The organism is Arthrobacter sp. UNCCL28 (assembly GCF_900102805.1).
Taxonomy (GTDB): domain Bacteria; phylum Actinomycetota; class Actinomycetes; order Actinomycetales; family Micrococcaceae; genus Arthrobacter; species Arthrobacter nicotinovorans_A.
The window spans coordinates 31085-48893 of the sequence record NZ_FMWE01000014.1; the positions used below are offsets into that span (position 1 = coordinate 31085).

Consider the following 17809-nt stretch of genomic DNA (forward strand, 5'->3'; position numbering starts at 1 on the left):
CCGGAAAATTCCGGCGAACTGGCAGCTTTCCAGCGTTTTCGGGAAGAGCGTTTTCGGGAAGCGCGCTACTCAGGTACAACCAAAGCGGGAGTGTCTTGCCGGATGGTCTCGCCCCGGAAGAACCCGGGCCGGATGCGGGCCATGATCAGCATCAGCACGGCACCCAGTGCCAGGATTCCGATGCCGAGGACGAACACCAGCCCTACGCCGAAGATCTCGGACCCACTGCCGAACTCCGGAGCCCAGCTGTCGATGGCGGTCTGCACAAACACCACGAACAGTCCCACGCCACCCACCAGGGGGCACACAAGCCGCAGGAAGAAGTTCCGGGCATTGTCGAGCACGCTGTTACGGAAGTACCAGGCACAGGCGATGGCCGTCAGCCCGTAGTAGAAGCAGATCATCAGGCCGAGGGCCAGGATGGTGTCGTTGAGGACGTTCTCGCTGATTACGTGCATCACTGCATAGAAGCCCGCGGACAGGACACCGGCAGCAACTGTGGCGAAGCCCGGCGTCGAAAACTTCTTGCTCATGTGGCTGAAGCGTTCAGGCAGGGCGCCGTAGTGCGCCATGGCCAGCAGGCTGCGCGAGGGCGAGGTGAAGGTGGACTGCAGGGAGGCCGCCGAACTGGACAGCACCGCGAGGGACATGAGGATCGCAAACGGACCCATCACAGGCGACGCGAGCGCGGTAAAGACGTTGGCGTGGTTTTCCTCGTTGTTCAGGCCGATGCCTGTGTCGCCCACGCCGGCAAACATCATGGTGGCAATGGTGACCAGGAGGTAGATGCCCAGCACAATGATGGCCGTGAGCGTGCCTGCTAGTCCGGCGGTCTTCTTGCCGTTGGCGGTTTCCTCGTTCACGGTCAGGCAGACGTCCCAGCCCCAGTACACGAAGATCGACAACGAGATACCGGCGGCTATCTGGCCAAAGGTTTCAATCTTGGTGACGTCGAACCAGTCCCAGCTGAAGGGAACAGCGGTCTCGGACGTGGACCAGTTGGCAAAGGCCATGGCCACAAAGATGCCCAGGACCAGCAGCTGGAACCCCACCAGTCCGTACTGGACAATTTTGGTGGTGTGCAGGCCGCGGTAGCTGATCCACACTGCCAGGGCCACGAAAACGAAGCAGGTGGCCACGTTCAAGAGCTTGTTGGAGGCGAGGTCGGCGAGCTCGGGTGAGCCGGTTGCCTGGGCCAGGAAGAGGTAGAAGAAGTCCACTGCGACCCCTGCCAGGTTGGACAGGACAATGATGTTGGCCGCGAGGAGGCCCCAACCGCCCATCCAGCCCACCCACGGGCCGAACGCTTTGGTGACCCAGGTGAACGTGGTTCCGCTGTCCGGGGAATCCGCGTTGAGTTCCCTGTAGGCCAGCGAGACCAGGATCATCGGAATGAAGCCGATCAGGAAGATCACGGGCAATTGCAGCCCGACTTCGTTGACCGTGGGGCCAAGCGCGCCCGTCAAGGTGTACGCCGGGGCGATGGTTGAAATGCCAAGAACGACGACGGCGAGGAGCCCCAACTGCCCCGTCTTCAGTCCCTTGCCGCTGATGTCGTGCGACGTTGCGGCGTCAGCGGTGCTTTTGGAAGCACCGGCGCGGATTGTCTGGCTCATGGGAGGCCCTTTCTAGATGGCCGAAGGCTGTTGCTGTGTGATGCAGTGGATTCCGCCACCCCGGGCGAAGAGTTCGCGTGCGTCAACACTGACCACGCGGCGGCCGGGGTAGGCATCGGCGAGAATGCGGAGTGCTTTCTCGTCCATGGGGTCGTTGAAGCTGCAGGCGATGACGCCGCCATTGACCACGAGGTGGTTGATGTAGCTGTAGTCCACAAACCCCTCGTCGTCGGTCAGGGCTTCGGGGGCGGGAACTTCGATAATGTTCCAATCCCTGCCGGCTGCGTCGTGGGTGGTGCGCAGGAAGTCGATGATTTCCCGGGAGACCTTGTAGTCCGGGTGTTCCGGGTTCTGCTGGGAGTGGACCAGCAGCGTACCGGGGCTGGGGATGGCTGCCACGATGTCCACGTGTCCACGGGTGCCGAACTTCTCGGAATCACGGGTGAGGCCGCGGGGCAGCCACACTACGTGGGTGGCGCCGATGGTGCGCGCCAGCTCTTCTTCGATGTCGGCTTTGGTCAGTCCGGGGTTCCGGCCCTGATCCAGCTGCACGGTCTCGGTGACCAGGACTGTGCCCTCGCCATCGACCTGGATTCCGCCGCCCTCGTTCACGATCCCGGAGGGGAGGTGGGTGGCGCCGGCACGTTCGGTCACGTTTGCGGCCATCAGGGAGTCTTTGTCCCACGCAGCCCAGTCCTGGCCGCCCCAGCCGTTGAAGATCCAGTCCACGGCACCGAGCTGGTTGTTTGCATCCAGCACAAACGAGGGCCCAATGTCGCGCATCCAGGCATCGTTGAGTTCGGCGGTGAGTACCTCAACGCGGGGGTCCAGGTAGCGCGAGGCCGTTTCGACGTCGTCGGGCGCTACCACCATGGTGACAGGCTCGAACTCAAGGATGGCGTTGGCTACAGCTGCCCAGGTGGAGCGGGCGGCGTGCGCTTCTTCTTCGGTATCGCCCAAGGTGTAGCCACCGGTGGGGAAGGCCATCCAGACACGGTCCTGGGGAGCCGTTTCGGAGGGCATGCGCCAGGCGCTCATGCGGAGACTGCTTGTGCTTGTGCTGCGCCGAGCGGGGCGTTGGGGTCCACCGGTTCGGTGAGGCGCGCGTAGGTTTCCGGGCGGCGGGTTGCCAGGAAGGGGAACAGCGTCAGCCAATCCTTGCGCTGGTCGAGGTCCAGGTCTGCCACCAGGACAGCTGATTCGTCGCGGGGTGCCTGGGCCAGGATACGGCCGTAGGGATCGGAGATGAAGGATGAACCGTAGAAGTTCAAGGTGCCCTCGTTGCCGTAGCGGTTGGGGGCGATCATGAACAGTCCGTTGGCAATGCCGTTGCCCACGATCACCTGCTGCCACAAGGGCTGCGTGTCGAAATCGGGGTGGTCCGGTTCGGATCCGATGGCCGTGGGGTAGACCAGGATTTCGGCGCCGCCCAGGGAGTACAGGCGGGCAAGTTCCGGGAACCATTCGTCCCAGCAGGTAGGCATGCCCAGGCGCGCTCCCCCCAGTTCGGCCGGAGCGTGGACCGCATAAGCGTCCTCTGCTTCCGGACCCTTGCGGAAGAACTTGTCCTCGTAGTAGCCGGCGGTTACAGGGATGTGCAGTTTGTGGGTGCGAGCCACCAGTTCGCCTGCGGGGTTCACCAGGATGGCGGTGTTCAGGCCCAGGCCGTCATCGCTGCCGTCCGGGTTTTCGGCCCGCTGGTAAAGCGAGGCGTGCACTGAGACGCCGTACTTCCTGGCCGCTTCAGCAGCAAAGGTGAAGGTGGGCCCTGTGAGGAGGTCCTCGGTGATGTCCGAGGGGCGGATGCCTGCAGCCGGATTGTTCTCCGGGCGGGTGTCCGCGGGGTAGCGGGAGAGGGTCAGCTCAGGCAGGAAAACAACGGTGGCTCCCAGCTTGGCAGCACGCTCGATGCCCTCTGTGAGTTCGGCGCGGAGAGCGGCCTCGTCGGCGTGCCAGCGGTGCTGGACAACGCCTACCCGCAAGGGGGTGCGCGTTGAGGGCTCGGTGCGGGCCAGGGAAGTCGGGGCTTCGAGGCAGGTTATTTCAATCATGGTGGCATGTACTCCGGTGAGACGACAGTCACTAAATGAATAGCGTTCATTTAGTATGGCGCGAGTCACTGCTGAGCGCAAGGGGTTAAGTGAATGCCTTTCATTTATGACCGGGTGTGGCTTGGGGTTCAGCCCCGAGATAGCAGTTCACCCCCATGTTTGTGGTCAACATGGGGGTGAAGTGGAGGCTCGGTGGGGTGGGCTGTGGCGGGCTCGGGCTCGCGGGCTCGGCCGGGCGGGGCGGGGCTCGCGGGTTAGGGCGCCAGGGTTGGCAGGGTAAGGATCTCAGCTGCTCCGTCGGTGATGGCGATGGTGTGCTCGGTGTGGGCGGTGCGGCAACCGGTGACGCTGCGGAGGGTCCAGCCGTCGGCGTCGGTCACAAGTTGTGCCGTATCGGCCATGACCCACGGCTCAAGGGCGAGCAGCAGTCCGGGCCGGAGCTTGTACCCGCGGCCGGGGCGGCCCATGTTCGGCACGTGGGGCTCCTGGTGCATGGTGGAGCCAATGCCGTGCCCACCGAACTCGGTATTGACGGGGTAGCCGGCCTCACTGAGGACCGAGCCGATGGCGTAGGAGAGGTCGCCGATGCGTGCGCCGGGACGGGCAGCCTCTATGCCTGCCCGCAAGGCTCGTTCAGTGGCTTCAATCATTGCCACACTCTCCGCAGGTTTGGACTCGCCCACAATGAAGCTGATGGCGGAGTCTGCGGCGATTCCGTTCTTGGAGACAGCCAGGTCGAGGGTCAGCAGATCGCCGTCAGCCAAGGCGTAATCCCGGGGGAGGCCGTGCAGGACGGCGTCGTTTACCCCGGTGCAGATGTAGTGGCCGAACGGTCCGCGGCCGAAGGAGGGCGCATAGTCGACGTAGCAGGACACCGCTCCGGCCTCGAGGATCATGGACTTGGCCCACTTGTCGATGTCCAGCAGATTTGTGCCCACCGTTGCCCGGCCCTTCAGCGTGTGCAGAATGTTGGCGACCAGGGCGCCGGCCTCCTTGGCGCGGCTTAGCTCCGGACGGCTCAGGATCTCAATCATGCGGGGGCCTTTCATGGGGCGACCAATAACTATCCCGGCCATATTATCCCGGTATTACAATTGGAGCCATGGTCAGGTTGCCCCTTACACCCGCAGAGGCCGAGCGAGGACAACGTCTCGGCGCCCTTCTGCGGCGCGCCCGGGGTGAACGCTCCATGTTGGAGACGGCCTTGGATGCCCGGGTCTCGCCCGAGACGCTCCGTAAGATCGAGTCCGGCCGGGTGGCGACGCCGGCTTTCCCCACCGTTGCCGCCATTGCTGATGTCCTCGGACTCTCCCTCGATGACGTCTGGGCTGAAATCAACCGCACCGAGCTCGGTGCCGACCCGGCAGTATCCCGGCGCCACTCCCGGGAATGGCTCGCTTCCTAGCCTCAGCGCGTGCGCGACCTATCGCTTGGGCCGTGCGCGCACGTGAAGGCGCTCGCCTTGCTGGCCGAACAGGGTAAGGAGTTCAACCGGCTCTGATGTGGCGCTGGCGAACCAATGTGGAGTCCGGGTATCAAATTCGGCAACCTCGCCTGGTTTCAGGACAAAGTCGTTGCCGCCCAGTACCAGCCGCAGCTTGCCGTTGAGTATGTACATCCAGTCATAGCCCTCATGGGATTGGGGCTGCGGTATTTCTTTTCCAGTGCCGCTTTTCAGCACCATTTTGAACGCCTGGATGCCGCCCGGGCGCCGGGTCAGGGGAAGTGCGGTGCCCCACTCATGAACGTGCGGCTTCAGGTGGATCCGGGGATCGCCGGTTTCCGGGGCATCGATGAGTTCTTCCAAGGGGACCTGATGCAACCGCGCGATGGGGAGGAGAAGCTCCAGTGTTGGTTTACGTTGGCCCGATTCCAGCCTGGAAAGCGTGCTGACAGAAATGCCGGTAGCTTCCGAAGCCTCCGCCAGGGTCACGTTGCGTTGGGTTCGCATGGCACGCAAGCGAGGGCCGACGGCGTCGAGCATTGTGCTGAAATCCGTTGTCATGCCGCTCATTTTGCCATACTGGCAAACTTCCTTGCTGTTCTCGGCTGTCCTGCCCAACCATGGAAGGAGCGGCGCATGGCCGCAGGAGACGCATGGAGGCAGTCGGTAATGGACGCAATGAACAGTGGAGTGTCGGAGTACGACGTCGTGGTGATCGGAGGTGGCGCAGCTGGGTTAAGTGCCGCCGTGACGCTGGGCAGGGCGCTGCGGTCGGTCGTGGTCATCGACGCCGGCGAGCCAAGGAACGCCCCGGCCGCCGGGGTTCACGGATTCCTTTCCCGGGACGGTATCAATCCCAAGGAGCTGCTGGACTTGGGACGGTCCGAGGCCGTCGGGTACGGAGCCGACATCATGTCCGGCACTGCTGTAGAGGCACGTTCGACGCCGGATTCCACCGCTGGCGGCGGGCCCGCCTTTGAGGTGGACCTGGCCGATGGCCGGACAGTAAAAGCGCGCCGCGTGCTGGTCACCACCGGGCTGATTGACATCCTGCCGGAGATCGCGGGGATCCGGGAACGGTGGGGGCGCGACGTTCTCCACTGCCCTTACTGCCACGGCTGGGAAGTCCGGAACAAAGCGATCGGAATCCTGGGCTCGGTGCCCATGGCGTTGCACCAGGCGTTGCTGTTCCGCCAGTGGAGTTCCAACATCACCTTGTTCCTCAACGATGTGGTGGAACCGACGGAAGAACAATGGGAGCAATTGGCTGCCCGTTCCATCACTGTGGTGGACGGGAAAGTCCAGGCCTTGGAAGTCAGCAATGACGCCTTGAGCGGCGTTGTCCTGGCCTCGGGAACGGTGATTCCGGTGGACGCCGTAGTCACCGGCCCGCGGTTGGAGGCAAGGTCCGGCGTGCTTGAGTCTTTGGGCGTTCCCACGGTGGAGCACGCGATGGGCGTCGGGACCCATGTTGAAGCCGCCCCAATGGGTGGGGCGACATCAGTGCCCGGCGTCTGGGCAGCTGGTAACGTCACGGACCTCACGGGACAATTGATGGCCTCCGCGGCTGCGGGTGTCATGGCGGGCGCGGCCATCAACGCCGATCTCATGATGGAGGAGACCACCCTGGCTGTCCGGGAAGCGCGGCACGCGGTCCTGTCCCGCTAGTTCCTGGATCCGGCCGTGACGCACGTTGAGCCGGCCGATCACAAAGCACAAAACCATCGACGTGCGGGCCTTGCCGGAGGACGATGGAAGGACAGCTGTTGAAGGAGGTTGGGTATGTGTTACGCGTACTACGACGACTTCGAGCGGCGCACGAAGAAAGACTCCGCGCGCAAGCCCGAGACGCACACGTCCGAGCCGGAAAAAGCACCTGAAGTTACCGGGGAGAGCCGTCCGCGGACAGAGGGAACGCTGTGGACTTTCCTGGCCCGCCGTCGCAGGGATTCCGAGGTTTCCGAACCGACGACGAACCGCATCAGCGAGAAAGTCTAGGCAGGGACCGGACCGCACCAAGGAAATACCAGTGAAGGCGTTGCGCTTGCTGCGCCTTCACTGGTGTCGGGCTGGCTGGCTGAAGGCCTAGGTGCTGGCAGCCAGGAATTCCCGGGCCGCCGTCACCAGGGCTTCCGTTCCCCGCGTCAGGGTCGGCTGGATAATGGGCGCAAAATACGGTGAGTGATTCGAAGGAATATCTTCGGGAAGGCGCCCTGTTGTTGCAAATTCCTTGAACAAGGCAGGCTCGGCACCACCAAGGAACCAGAAAACCAGGGGAGCACCGGCGGCCTTGGCCAAGGCGCCCACGTCTTCGCTTCCGGAGACAGGGCCGGGGTCAATGATCTGTGTTTCGCCAAACTTTGCCTTGAAGGCCGCAGCCACCCTTTCGGTGGCAGCCTGATCGTTGACGGTCAGCGGAAAGTGCTCTTCAAACTGAATCTCGGGGTCCTTGGGTGCCCCGGATGCCTTGGATTCTCCCGCGGCAATGCGCTCGATGGAACCGAGGATCTTATCCCGGGTGTCATTGCTGAAGGTGCGGACGCTGAGGCCCAAAGTTGCTGTTTCGGGAATGATGTTGTTCTTGGTCCCCGAGTGGATCTGCCCCACGGTCACCACCGCGGAATCACTCGCTGCCAGCTCACGGGCAACAATGCCCTGCAGCCGGACGGTGGTTGCCGCAGCCATCAGCACCGGGTCAACAGTGGTCTCCGGGCGTGAACCGTGACCGCCGCGCCCGTGGAGGGTGATGTTGAGGGAATCGGCGGATGCCATGGTGACACCGGGCCGGATTCCGAACCAGCCGGCGGGGAAGGGTGCTACGTGCTGGCCCAGGACGACGTCGGGTTTGGGCACGGCGTCGTACAGGCCATCGGCCACCATGGTTTCGGCCCCGCCACCCCACTCCTCGGCTGGCTGGAAGAGGGCCACCAGGGTGCCCTGCCACTGATCACGTTGCGCGACCAAAACCTCCACCGCGCCAACCAGGCAACTGACGTGTACGTCATGGCCGCAAGCGTGCATGACCGGCATGTCCTTGCCCTCATGGTCAACACCCATGGCCGTGCTTGCATAGTCCAGGCCGGTTGCTTCCTTGACAGGCAGTGCATCCATGTCTGCCCTGAGCATCACTACCGGTCCGGGTCCGTTTTCCAGAACGCCGACCACGCCGGTTTTTCCGATGTTTCGGTGGACAGTGAAGCCAAGGTCTTCCAGATGCCCCGCTGCAATCCCGGCTGTCCGGGTCTCTTGGAAGGACAACTCGGGATGGGCGTGCAGGTCTTTGTACAGCTCTTCGAGGTCAATGGTCATGAGTCTGCCCTTTTCATTCGACGCCTAGGTCTGGCCAGTGTATCCAGCCTGAAGATGCAAAGCCTGGGAAGCCCCGGCACACTGGATGGCATGAATGATTCCCAAGCAGCCACGACGCAGCAATCCACTGTTGAGGAATGGACCAAAGCGCTGGCCGAATCCACCGGCTCGCCGGGCGGTGGCGCCGGGACAGGAGTCATGCTCTCCATCGCCGCTTCCCTGACCTCCATGGTGGCCGGATACACCGAGGCCGGGGAGGACCAGCACGAAAAGCTCTCGGGCATCCATGCCCGTGCCCGTGAACTGCGTGAAGATGCCCTGCAATTGGCCGACGACGACTCTTCCGCCTCCAACGCCTTCGGCGCCGCCTTCCGCCTGGATCCCGGGCCGGAGCGCGACGACGCTATCCACCAGGCCTCCGTTGATGCTGCCAAGGCCTCGGCGGTCCTGGGCGAGCGGGCCATCCACGCCATTGAAGACCTCGGCTGGCTCGCTTCCCACGGCAATCCTGCGTTGATCGCCGACGTCGTGGTCGGCTTCGGAGCCCTCCGTGCAGCCATCAGCGGAGCCCGAACCAACGTAAGTTTCGACCTCGCCTCCCTGACCTCCGCCGGAACCGCGCTCGAGGAAGTCAAGGAGCAGCACCCAGAGCTATGGAGCACGGTCAGCAGGCTCAGCGACGCCCTCGACAGGATCGATGACCTGACTGCCGGCGTCGACAAAAAGGCGGCACCAACCGAAGCGTTGTGAGGCCCGCTCTGCGTGCTAAATCCCTCCGGAACCACGCAGAGCGGGCCTCACAACGGCGCTGTGTCCTTACTGAGCCACTACTGTGCCTTCGGCACACGCCGGAGTACGACGGCGGCGAGCACTGCCGCGCCGGCCATCAATACCAGCCCAATCGCCGCAGTGATGTGGACGCCGGACTCGAAAGCCGTCCGGGCGGCGACCGTCAGGGCCTCCGACAAAGGTGCCGGAAGGGCTGCGGCCGCATCCACGGCGCCGGCAAGGGTTTCGCTGGACTTCCCGGCTGCCTGCGGGGAAACGCCGTCCGGAATCACGAGGTTGTGCTGATAGGAAGCGGTGAGGATGGATCCGAGAACAGCCGTTCCCAGGAGCGAACCCAGTTCGTAGCCGGTCTCGGAGATTGCCGAGGCGGCGCCGGACTTATCTGCCGGAACGGAAGCCAGGATGAGGTCATTGGAAATGGTTTCCGCTGCGCCCACGCCGATTGCGAGGACCGTCAGGGCGGACAGCAGGAAGACGGGGCCGCTGCCGTGGTCGCCCACCATCACAATCAAGTAGCCCACGGCGCTGAGTGTCAGGCCGGCGGCCACCACGTATCCGGGGCGGACACGCCTGACCAGCGGCACCACCAGCAGGCCGGCGATGACTGTTGCCAGGAGGGCGGGAATCATGGCGATTCCGGCTTCCATTGGTGACTGACCCTCAACAAGCTGCAGGTGCTGGGCGAAGAAGTAGATGAAGCCTGTCATGGAGAAGAGCGACAGGACGTTCGCCACGATTGCAGTGCTGAAGACCTTGTTATTGAACAGGGCAACGTCCAGCATGGGGTTCTCGATCCGCTGCTGGCGACGCACAAACAGAATGCCCATCACCAGGCCGAAGCCCATGAATGCGGCCGCGGACGCCCCGAAGCCGTGGACTGCGAATTCCTTGATGCCGTAGACGAACGGAGCCATGGTGACCACGGAAAGGACAATGCTGGCCACGTCCACGCGGCCGGGATTGGCGTCCTTGGATTCCGGAATGAGTGCCCTGCCGAAAACAAGAAGCGGCAGGAGCAGGAAAGCGGCCACGAGGAAGACCGCACCCCACCAGAAGTGCTCTACCAACCAACCGCCGAAGATGGGTCCAAGGGCGGCACCACCGGAGAAACCGGCAGCCCAGACAGCGATGGCAAGCCGGCGCCGGTTGGGATCGGCGAAGATGTTCCGGATCAAGGACAGCGTTGAGGGCATCAGCATGGCGCCGAAGACGCCAAGGCCGGCGCGTCCTGCAATGAGCCACTCAGCCGAAGGCGCGAAAGCTGTAGCAGCCGAAACCGCCGCGAAGCCCGTGCTGCCGATCAGCAGCAGCCGCCGTCGTCCGATCCTGTCGCCGAGGTTGCCCATGGATACCAGCAACGCGGCAAGAACCAGCGGGTAGGCGTCAACGATCCAGAGCAATTGGACGCCGCCGACGTCCAGGGAGCGGGCAATTTCGGGCAGGGCAAAGGTGAGCGCGGTGTTGTCGACGGCCACCAGCAGCACCGGAAACATCAGGAGTGCCAGAGCCGTCCAGTCGCGCCACGGTGCTGCCTGGCCCTTAACGGGATCAGCGGAACGGGGTGCTTGGGTTGGGGACGGCGAGAACATTCCACTACTGTACCGTCCAGACGGTATAGTTTCAACTGACCAGCCCCATGAGCCTTTAGGGAATGATGGACACATGCCACGAAAACCAGTTGCCCGGGACGCGGTCCTGGATGCCTTTGAAGCCCTCCTTATAGAGGTAGGGGAGAGGGCTGCCACCCTCGACGCCGTTGCCAAACGTGCCGGGGTATCCAAAGGTGGGCTGCTCTACCACTTCCCCAACAAGGAAGCGCTGATCACGGCACTGTTGGAACGCCTGGACTTACTCGCCGATGAAGACACTGAACTAATGAAGGCAGCACCCGATGGTTCGGCTGCCTACTTCATCCGGTCATCGCTCTGGGCAGATACCCCCATGGACAGGGCCTTCGTCGCTGCCACCCGCCTGGCTGAAGTGGCCCACGAGGAAACCCGCCGCCGGTTCGCCGCCATCCAGCAGCGCTGGCTGGACGTGCTGGCCGAAGACGTCGGACCGGAGGTTGCCAAGGCCGTCAGCTATATGGGCGACGGCCTCTATTTCAATGCCATCTTTGAAGGCGGCCAGGAAGGCGGCAACGCCGGGCGGGAGGCCGACGTCGAAATCCTGCTCGGGGTCCTGGAGCGGCTGCGGAAGTAGTGATTCATCCATTTGCTGCAGAGCCCGGCGCGTAGGACAATTAACTCTTGTGGCGTGCCCAACAAGGTGCCCACCTACAACTGAACATGCCTTTGATCTGCGGCGGGAGAGTCCTGCAAGCAAGTGATGCAGGCGCCGTAGGAGCAAACCCTCCCCAGGAATCTCTCAGGCCCACGCACCGCCGCGGCAAGGCAACTCTGGAAAGCAGCAGGCACTCAGCACACCTCAGGGTGGATGGGCGCTGTGCTCACCGACGGTGCAAGCGATGGTTGTTCACGCAACCCGCGGAAACTCTCAGGTCCAATACAGAGCGGGGAGGAACCCAGCCGCTGTGGCGTACCCAAACGCCGCCCAAGTAATGGAGTTCCTTCGTGACGGTTAGTTCTGCCTCCACCACCTTCGTCGATCGGCATATTGGCGCCCGCCGCCAGTCCGAGATTGAGACCATGCTCAAGTCCGTCGGCTACGACACCGTCGATTCGCTGGTCGACACCGCCGTTCCGAACGATATCCGCCAGGATGTTGCCCTCACCCTGGAAAACGCGCTGAGCGAAGTCGAGGTTCTTGCCGAACTGCGCAAGCTCGCATCCAAGAACAAGACTGCCGTCCAGATGATCGGCCAGGGCTACTATGACACCGTGACCCCGCCGGTGATCCGCCGCAACATCCTTGAGTCCCCGGCCTGGTACACCGCCTACACCCCGTACCAGCCGGAAATCTCCCAGGGCCGCCTTGAAGCGCTGCTGAACTTCCAGACCATGGTCCAGGACCTGGTTGGCCTGCCCATCGCCAACGCCTCCCTGCTTGACGAAGCAACCGCCGTTGCCGAAGCCGTCCTCATGATGCGCCGCGCCAACAAGAACAAGGCTGTCCAGGACGGCAAGACCGTCCTCGATGCCGACTGCCTCCCGCAGACCATCGCCATCGTCAAGGGCCGCGCCGAAGCACTCGGCTTCGAGGTTGAGGTCGCCGATCTCTCCCTGGGCCTCCCGGAAGGAGCCATCAACGGCGTTGTCCTGCAGCAGCCCGGCGTTTCCGGCCGCGTGTTCGACCACTCTGCTGTCATTGCTGAAGCCAAGGAACGCGGCGCGCTGGTCACGGTCGCAGCCGACCTCCTCTCCCTGACGCTCATCACCCCTCCCGGTGAGCAGGGCGCCGATATTGCTGTTGGTTCCGCGCAGCGCCTGGGTGTTCCGCTGTTCTTCGGCGGCCCGCACGCGGCCTACATGGCCGTCCAGAAGGGCCTGGAGCGTTCCATGCCCGGCCGTCTGGTGGGCGTTTCGAAGGACGACGCCGGTGTCCCCGCCTACCGCTTGGCGCTGCAGACACGTGAGCAGCACATCCGCCGCGAGAAGGCCACCTCCAACATCTGCACCGCGCAGGCACTGCTGGCCATCGTGGCCTCCATGTACGCCGTTTACCACGGCCCGGAGGGTTTGAAGGCGATTGCCGAGACCGCCCACAGCCACGCCCGCACCCTCGCAGCGTCACTGAAGGCTGCCGGCGTCGAGGTCCTTCACGGTTCCTTCTTCGACACCATCACGGTCCGCGTCCCGGGCAAGGCTGCAGAGATCGTCGCTGCTGCCGAGGCCAAGGGCATCAACCTGCGCGGCGTTGACGCTGACACTGTTGGTATCTCTGTTGATGAGACCACCACGTCAGAGGTTGTCGCTGACGTCGCTGCTGTCTTCGGGGCTTCGGTTTCCGAAGCCGTTGAAGGCTTCGCGCTTGAAGCTTCCGTGGAGCGCACCAGCGACTTCATGCAGCACCCGGTGTTCAACACGCACCGCTCCGAAACCCAGCTCCTGCGCTACATCCGGAAGCTCTCGGACCGGGACCTCGCGCTGGACCGCACCATGATCCCGCTGGGTTCGTGCACCATGAAGCTGAACGCCACCGCTGAGATGGAAGCCATTTCCTGGCCCGAGTTCGCCTCCATCCACCCGTTCGCTCCGGATTCCCAGACCGAGGGCTGGCGTGAACTCATCACGGACCTCGAATCCCAGCTGACCGAGATCACCGGCTACGACCAGGTTTCCATCCAGCCGAACGCCGGTTCCCAGGGCGAGCTCGCGGGTCTGTTGGCCATCCGTGGCTACCACCTGTCCCGTGGCGACGAGCAGCGCAACGTCTGCCTCATTCCCGCGTCCGCCCACGGCACCAACGCGGCCTCGGCAGTGCTGGCCGGGATGAAGGTTGTTGTGGTGGCCACGGCTGCTGACGGCACGATCGATCACGCGGACCTTGCCGCCAAGATCGAGGCCAACCGCGAGGTGTTGTCGGCCATCATGATCACCTACCCGTCCACGCATGGTGTGTACGATGCCGACGTCCGCGAAGTCTGCGACGCCATCCACGCAGCCGGCGGTCAGGTCTACATTGACGGCGCAAACCTCAACGCCCTTGTTGGGCTCGCTCAGCCGGGCAAGTTCGGCGGCGACGTATCCCACCTGAACCTGCACAAGACGTTCTGCATCCCGCACGGCGGCGGCGGCCCGGGTGTCGGGCCTGTGGCAGCCAAGGCGCACCTTGCACCGTTCATGCCAGGCGATGCAGCCTCCTGGACCGAAGGCAACGACGTGCCCATTTCGGCATCGCGTTTCGGTTCCGCCGGCGTTCTGCCCATCTCCTGGGCCTACGTGAAGCTCATGGGTGGCCAGGGCCTCACCGAGGCAACCAAGTCGGCGCTGCTGGCTGCAAACTACATCGCATCCCGCCTGAACGACCACTTCCCGGTCCTCTACACCGGCGAGGGCGGACTGGTGGCCCACGAGTGCATCCTGGACCTCCGCGAACTGACGGCCAAGACCGGCGTCACCGCTGAGGACGTTGCCAAGCGCCTGATCGACTTCGGCTTCCACGCCCCCACCCTGGCCTTCCCGGTTGCCGGAACCCTGATGGTGGAGCCCACCGAGTCCGAGGACCTTGCCGAGATCGACCGCTTCATCGAAGCCATGATCACCATCCGTGCCGAGATTGAGCAGGTGGCTCACGGCGATTTCTCCGTGCAGGATTCCCCGCTTCGCCGCGCGCCCCACACGGCTGCCGCCGTCGTAAGTTCCGATTGGGACCGGGCGTACCCACGCGAGCAGGCTGCCTTCCCGGTCCACCACCTCAAGCAGGACAAGTACTTCCCGCCGGTCGGCCGTATCGACGGCGCCGCAGGTGACCGCAACTTGGTCTGCTCCTGCCCGCCGATCGAAGACTTCGAGAACTAAGGGGTTCCGGAAAATGAACGAGAACTACACAGCTCTTTACGAAGAGCACAAGAAACTCGGCGCTTCCTTCACCGACTTCGGTGGCTGGCAGATGCCGCTCAAATACTCCTCGGAGTTGGCTGAGCACCATGCTGTCCGCAAGTCCGCGGGCCTGTTCGACCTCTCCCACATGGGCGAAGTCTGGGTCACCGGTCCCGAGGCAGCAGCCTTCCTGGACTACGCCCTGGTGGGCAAAATCTCCGCCATGGCAATCGGCAAAGCCAAGTACTCGCTGATCTGCCAGGAAGACGGCGGAATCATCGACGACCTCATCGCCTACCGTCGCGGTGAGGAGAAGTTCCTCGTGGTACCGAACGCCGGAAACGCTGCGGTTGTTGCCGCAGCCCTTCTGGAGCGCGCCGCCGGGTTCGACGTCGTCGTTGAGGACGCATCCGCTGGGACCTCGCTGATTGCCGTTCAGGGACCCCTGGCTGAAGCGATCCTCCTCCGCCTGGTGCCCGCCGAACAACACGCGCTGGTCACCGACCTGAAGTACTACGCCGCGGTTGATGTCCCGTTCACGTTCGACGGCGGCACGCAGGAACTGCTGTTGGCCCGCACCGGGTACACCGGCGAAGACGGCTTCGAGATCTTCGTAGCTAACGATTCCGCAGCCGCCCTCTGGCAGGCCATCGCCGACGCCGCTGAAGAAGGCGAACTCACTCCCGCCGGCCTGGCTTCCCGCGACTCCCTGCGCCTGGAAGCCGGCATGCCGCTCTACGGCAACGAGCTCTCCCGCGAAGGCAACCCCTTCGCAGCAGGACTCGGACCGGTGGTGGCTCTGTCCAAGGAAGGCGACTTCGTGGGCAAGGACGCACTCGCTGCCCTCAAGGCAGATGGCGCAGGCTCCACCAGCGGACGCAAGCTTGTTGGCCTCAAGGGCCTGGGCCGCCGTGCCGGCCGAGGCCACTACCCGGTCCTCAAGGACGGCGCAGTAATTGGCGAAGTCACGTCCGGCCAGCCAAGCCCCACGCTCGGCTACCCGGTAGCGTTGGCGTATGTCGACGTCGAGCATTCAGAGCTGGGAACGGCCCTGGACATTGACCTCCGCGGTAAGAGCGAGCCGTTCGAAGTCGTCGCACTGCCGTTCTACAAACGCCAAAAGTAAGCCGGAGCCGTACCCGACGGGTCGCCCAAAAGCCCGTCGGGTCCGGCATCCTCCGCGTGCTCGGTCGCGGGAACGCCCGCTGAGCGGACGTGACGCTCCCTTGGACGCACGCTTCCGGATCCCGGACTCGAAGGGGCCCGCGTAGTTCCGAAGGTCTGACTCGCGTGGCCGTGCGGTGGGGGAGCGGATTCCGGAAGCGTGCGTCAAAGCGACGGAGGAGCAGCACGCGGAGGAATTCGGTGCCCCACGCCCGCGAATCAGCCACGCTCACGGCCCAGACACGACACAATTAGATGTAGCCACTACACGTAAAGGAAACAGAATGCCCAAAGTAGCGCCCGAACTTCAGTACTCCGACGAGCACGAGTGGGTTTCCCGCGGCGAAGGGAACTCGGTATCCGTCGGTATTTCCGAGGTTGCCACCGACGCTCTGGGTGACATTGTGTACGTTGACCTGCCCGAGGTTGGCTCCACGGTGACCGCTGGCGAGACCTGTGGCGAAGTTGAGTCCACGAAGTCCGTCTCGGACCTGTACTCGCCGGTCACCGGCGAGGTCACGGAGATCAACGACGCCGTTGTCTCGGACCCCGCACTGATCAACAACGACCCCTACGGCGCCGGCTGGCTGTTCAAGGTCGCCGCCGAGTCCGACGGCCCGCTGCTGTCCGCCGAGGAATACGCCTCCAAGAATGGCGGAGACCTCTCCTAAGCCCTGCTCCTCTTAGCTGGCGCCCGTTGGGGCTGGCATCCTCCGCGGGCTCGGTCGCATAGGCACCCGCTGGGCGGATGCGATGCTCCTTTGGGCGCCCGCTTCCGGACGACGACCCCAAGTGCGCCGGCCGATTCGTGGGTTTGCTGCTGGGGGTGCCGTGCGCATGGCATGTTTGGCAGCGAATCCCCGTAGTGGGCGTTGCAGCGGCCGAGCTTGGATGCCAGTCCCAGGTGGGGCTAGTTCGGGTTCCGGTGAGGTGTTGTTTGGCGTATTCGTGGGTTTGCTGCTGGGGGTGCCGTGCGCATGGCATGTTTGCAGCGAATCCCCGTATTGGGCGTTGCAGCGGCCGAGCTTGGCCGATCGGGCAGCCCTCCACCACTCAAGCGCAGTGGCGTAGCGTGGGATTGTAGAACTGAATAAAATTGCGACGCCGGGTTGCCGCCTTTGGGGGCCATCCGGCGTCGTGCTTCGGCCGATCTCCGCCACAAGCGGGGGAGGCCATCCGGCAGGACCATCTGCCGGACCGTTTCAAACTGTATTAAGGAATCCCGACCATGGCTGTTGGTGTTTTCGATCTGTTCTCTGTGGGTATTGGTCCGTCGAGTTCGCATACTGTGGGGCCGATGCGTGCTGCTGCGGTGTTTGCTGGTGAGTTGAGGGACGCTGGTGTCCTGGGTTCGGTGGCGTCGTTGCGGGTGGATTTGTATGGGTCGTTGGCTGCGACGGGTCGTGGTCATGGGACCATGACGGCCACGCTGTTGGGTTTGGAGGGGTATCACCCTGAGCTGATCCTGCCTGACGAGGTGGAGGCGCGGTTGGCTGCTATTGCGGAGACGGGTGTGTTGAACCTGGCTGGTGCCTCTGGTGAGGGGGTGGAGTTGCCGTACGCGGTGGAGGACATGATTCTGCATCCGTTGACGGTGTTGCCGCGGCATACGAACGGGATGAAGTTTGCTGTCTCGGATGCTGAGGGAAACATCGTGCGGGAGGCGACGTTCTTCTCGGTGGGTGGCGGGTTCATTAAACGAGAGGGTGAGGAGAACGCTGCGCAGCAGGAGTTGGAGGAGTCCAAGAAGGAGTTGCCGTTGCCGTTTAGGACGGCGGCGGAGTTGTTGGGCCGGTGTGCGTCCAAGGGGTTGGGGATCAGCGACATTATGTTCATTAATGAGCGTGCGTCCCGGTCCGAGGAGGAGATCCGGGAGGGTTTGCTGCATATCTGGTCCGTGATGGAGGCCTGTGTTGAAACCAGTTTGAAGCGTGAGGGTGTGCTTCCTGGTGGGTTGCGGGTCCGGCGTCGTGCTCCTGATTGGTTGGAGCGGCT

Annotated in this window: 16 protein-coding genes and 1 riboswitch; of the genes, 9 read left to right on the forward strand and 7 right to left on the reverse strand. The window is 63.6% G+C overall.

Features of this window, described 5'->3' with window-relative positions; translation table 11 throughout:
• Positions 1-65 precede the first annotated feature (65 nt).
• The 4 genes from BLQ01_RS21495 to map form a co-directional block, all read right to left on the reverse strand.
• Positions 66-1616 (reverse strand): APC family permease, encoded by a 1551-nt coding sequence (locus tag BLQ01_RS21495; protein ID WP_091554311.1) that lies wholly within the window; start codon positions 1614-1616, stop codon positions 66-68.
• 12 nt (positions 1617-1628) lie between these two features.
• Complete coding sequence (locus BLQ01_RS21500) at positions 1629-2654, reverse strand: agmatine deiminase family protein (protein WP_091554314.1); 1026 nt, start codon at positions 2652-2654, stop codon at positions 1629-1631.
• On the reverse strand, positions 2651-3667 hold the full coding sequence (locus tag BLQ01_RS21505; protein WP_091554315.1) for a nitrilase-related carbon-nitrogen hydrolase: 1017 nt from the start codon (positions 3665-3667) through the stop codon (positions 2651-2653). The genes BLQ01_RS21500 and BLQ01_RS21505 overlap by 4 nt, the downstream gene beginning before the upstream one ends.
• A gap of 254 nt (positions 3668-3921) precedes the next feature.
• Positions 3922-4701 carry a type I methionyl aminopeptidase gene (gene map / locus BLQ01_RS21510; protein ID WP_026542551.1) on the reverse strand — a complete coding sequence of 260 codons (780 nt, stop codon included), beginning with the start codon at positions 4699-4701 and terminating at the stop codon, positions 3922-3924.
• Between the two features lie 68 nt (positions 4702-4769).
• On the opposite strand from map, the gene BLQ01_RS21515 reads away from it, so the two are divergent.
• The gene (locus tag BLQ01_RS21515; protein ID WP_091554318.1) at positions 4770-5072 is read left to right on the forward strand and encodes a helix-turn-helix domain-containing protein; all 303 of its coding nucleotides are present in this window, start codon (positions 4770-4772) and stop codon (positions 5070-5072) included.
• An 18-nt stretch (positions 5073-5090) separates the two neighbouring features.
• On the opposite strand, the gene BLQ01_RS21520 is transcribed toward BLQ01_RS21515, so the two are convergent.
• Complete coding sequence (locus tag BLQ01_RS21520; protein ID WP_139183531.1) at positions 5091-5672, reverse strand: helix-turn-helix domain-containing protein; 582 nt, start codon at positions 5670-5672, stop codon at positions 5091-5093.
• Positions 5673-5780: 108 nt separating this feature from the next.
• On the opposite strand from BLQ01_RS21520, the gene BLQ01_RS21525 reads away from it, so the two are divergent.
• Both BLQ01_RS21525 and BLQ01_RS21530 read left to right on the forward strand, forming a co-directional pair.
• Complete coding sequence (locus BLQ01_RS21525) at positions 5781-6779, forward strand: NAD(P)/FAD-dependent oxidoreductase (RefSeq protein ID WP_091554337.1); 999 nt, start codon at positions 5781-5783, stop codon at positions 6777-6779.
• Positions 6780-6893: 114 nt separating this feature from the next.
• Positions 6894-7109: a hypothetical protein gene (locus tag BLQ01_RS21530; RefSeq protein ID WP_091554323.1), complete on the forward strand. Its 216-nt coding sequence runs from the start codon at positions 6894-6896 to the stop codon at positions 7107-7109.
• An 87-nt stretch (positions 7110-7196) separates the two neighbouring features.
• On the opposite strand, the gene BLQ01_RS21535 is transcribed toward BLQ01_RS21530, so the two are convergent.
• Positions 7197-8420 carry an amidohydrolase gene (locus BLQ01_RS21535; protein WP_091554326.1) on the reverse strand — a complete coding sequence of 408 codons (1224 nt, stop codon included), beginning with the start codon at positions 8418-8420 and terminating at the stop codon, positions 7197-7199.
• Between the two features lie 90 nt (positions 8421-8510).
• Here BLQ01_RS21535 and BLQ01_RS21540 point away from each other — a divergent pair, with 90 nt between their 5' ends.
• On the forward strand, positions 8511-9170 hold the full coding sequence (locus tag BLQ01_RS21540) for a cyclodeaminase/cyclohydrolase family protein (RefSeq protein WP_026542545.1): 660 nt from the start codon (positions 8511-8513) through the stop codon (positions 9168-9170).
• A gap of 77 nt (positions 9171-9247) precedes the next feature.
• On the opposite strand, the gene BLQ01_RS21545 is transcribed toward BLQ01_RS21540, so the two are convergent.
• Positions 9248-10798, reverse strand: a complete 1551-nt coding sequence (locus tag BLQ01_RS21545) for an MFS transporter (protein WP_091554327.1) — start codon at positions 10796-10798, stop codon at positions 9248-9250.
• A 73-nt stretch (positions 10799-10871) separates the two neighbouring features.
• Here BLQ01_RS21545 and BLQ01_RS21550 point away from each other — a divergent pair, with 73 nt between their 5' ends.
• From BLQ01_RS21550 to BLQ01_RS21570, 5 genes are all read left to right on the forward strand, one after another.
• Positions 10872-11411, forward strand: coding sequence for a TetR/AcrR family transcriptional regulator (locus tag BLQ01_RS21550; protein ID WP_026542543.1), 540 nt, complete (start codon positions 10872-10874; stop codon positions 11409-11411).
• Between the two features lie 93 nt (positions 11412-11504).
• Positions 11505-11602, forward strand: a riboswitch (glycine riboswitch).
• A 180-nt stretch (positions 11603-11782) separates the two neighbouring features.
• Complete coding sequence (gene gcvP / locus BLQ01_RS21555; RefSeq protein ID WP_091554330.1) at positions 11783-14629, forward strand: aminomethyl-transferring glycine dehydrogenase; 2847 nt, start codon at positions 11783-11785, stop codon at positions 14627-14629.
• A 13-nt stretch (positions 14630-14642) separates the two neighbouring features.
• Positions 14643-15776: a glycine cleavage system aminomethyltransferase GcvT gene (gene gcvT, locus BLQ01_RS21560; protein ID WP_091554331.1), complete on the forward strand. Its 1134-nt coding sequence runs from the start codon at positions 14643-14645 to the stop codon at positions 15774-15776.
• Between the two features lie 322 nt (positions 15777-16098).
• Complete coding sequence (gene gcvH, locus BLQ01_RS21565) at positions 16099-16485, forward strand: glycine cleavage system protein GcvH (protein WP_026542540.1); 387 nt, start codon at positions 16099-16101, stop codon at positions 16483-16485.
• 557 nt (positions 16486-17042) lie between these two features.
• A partial coding sequence (locus BLQ01_RS21570) for a serine dehydratase beta chain (RefSeq protein WP_175493517.1) occupies positions 17043-17809 on the forward strand: 767 nt, incomplete at its 3' end.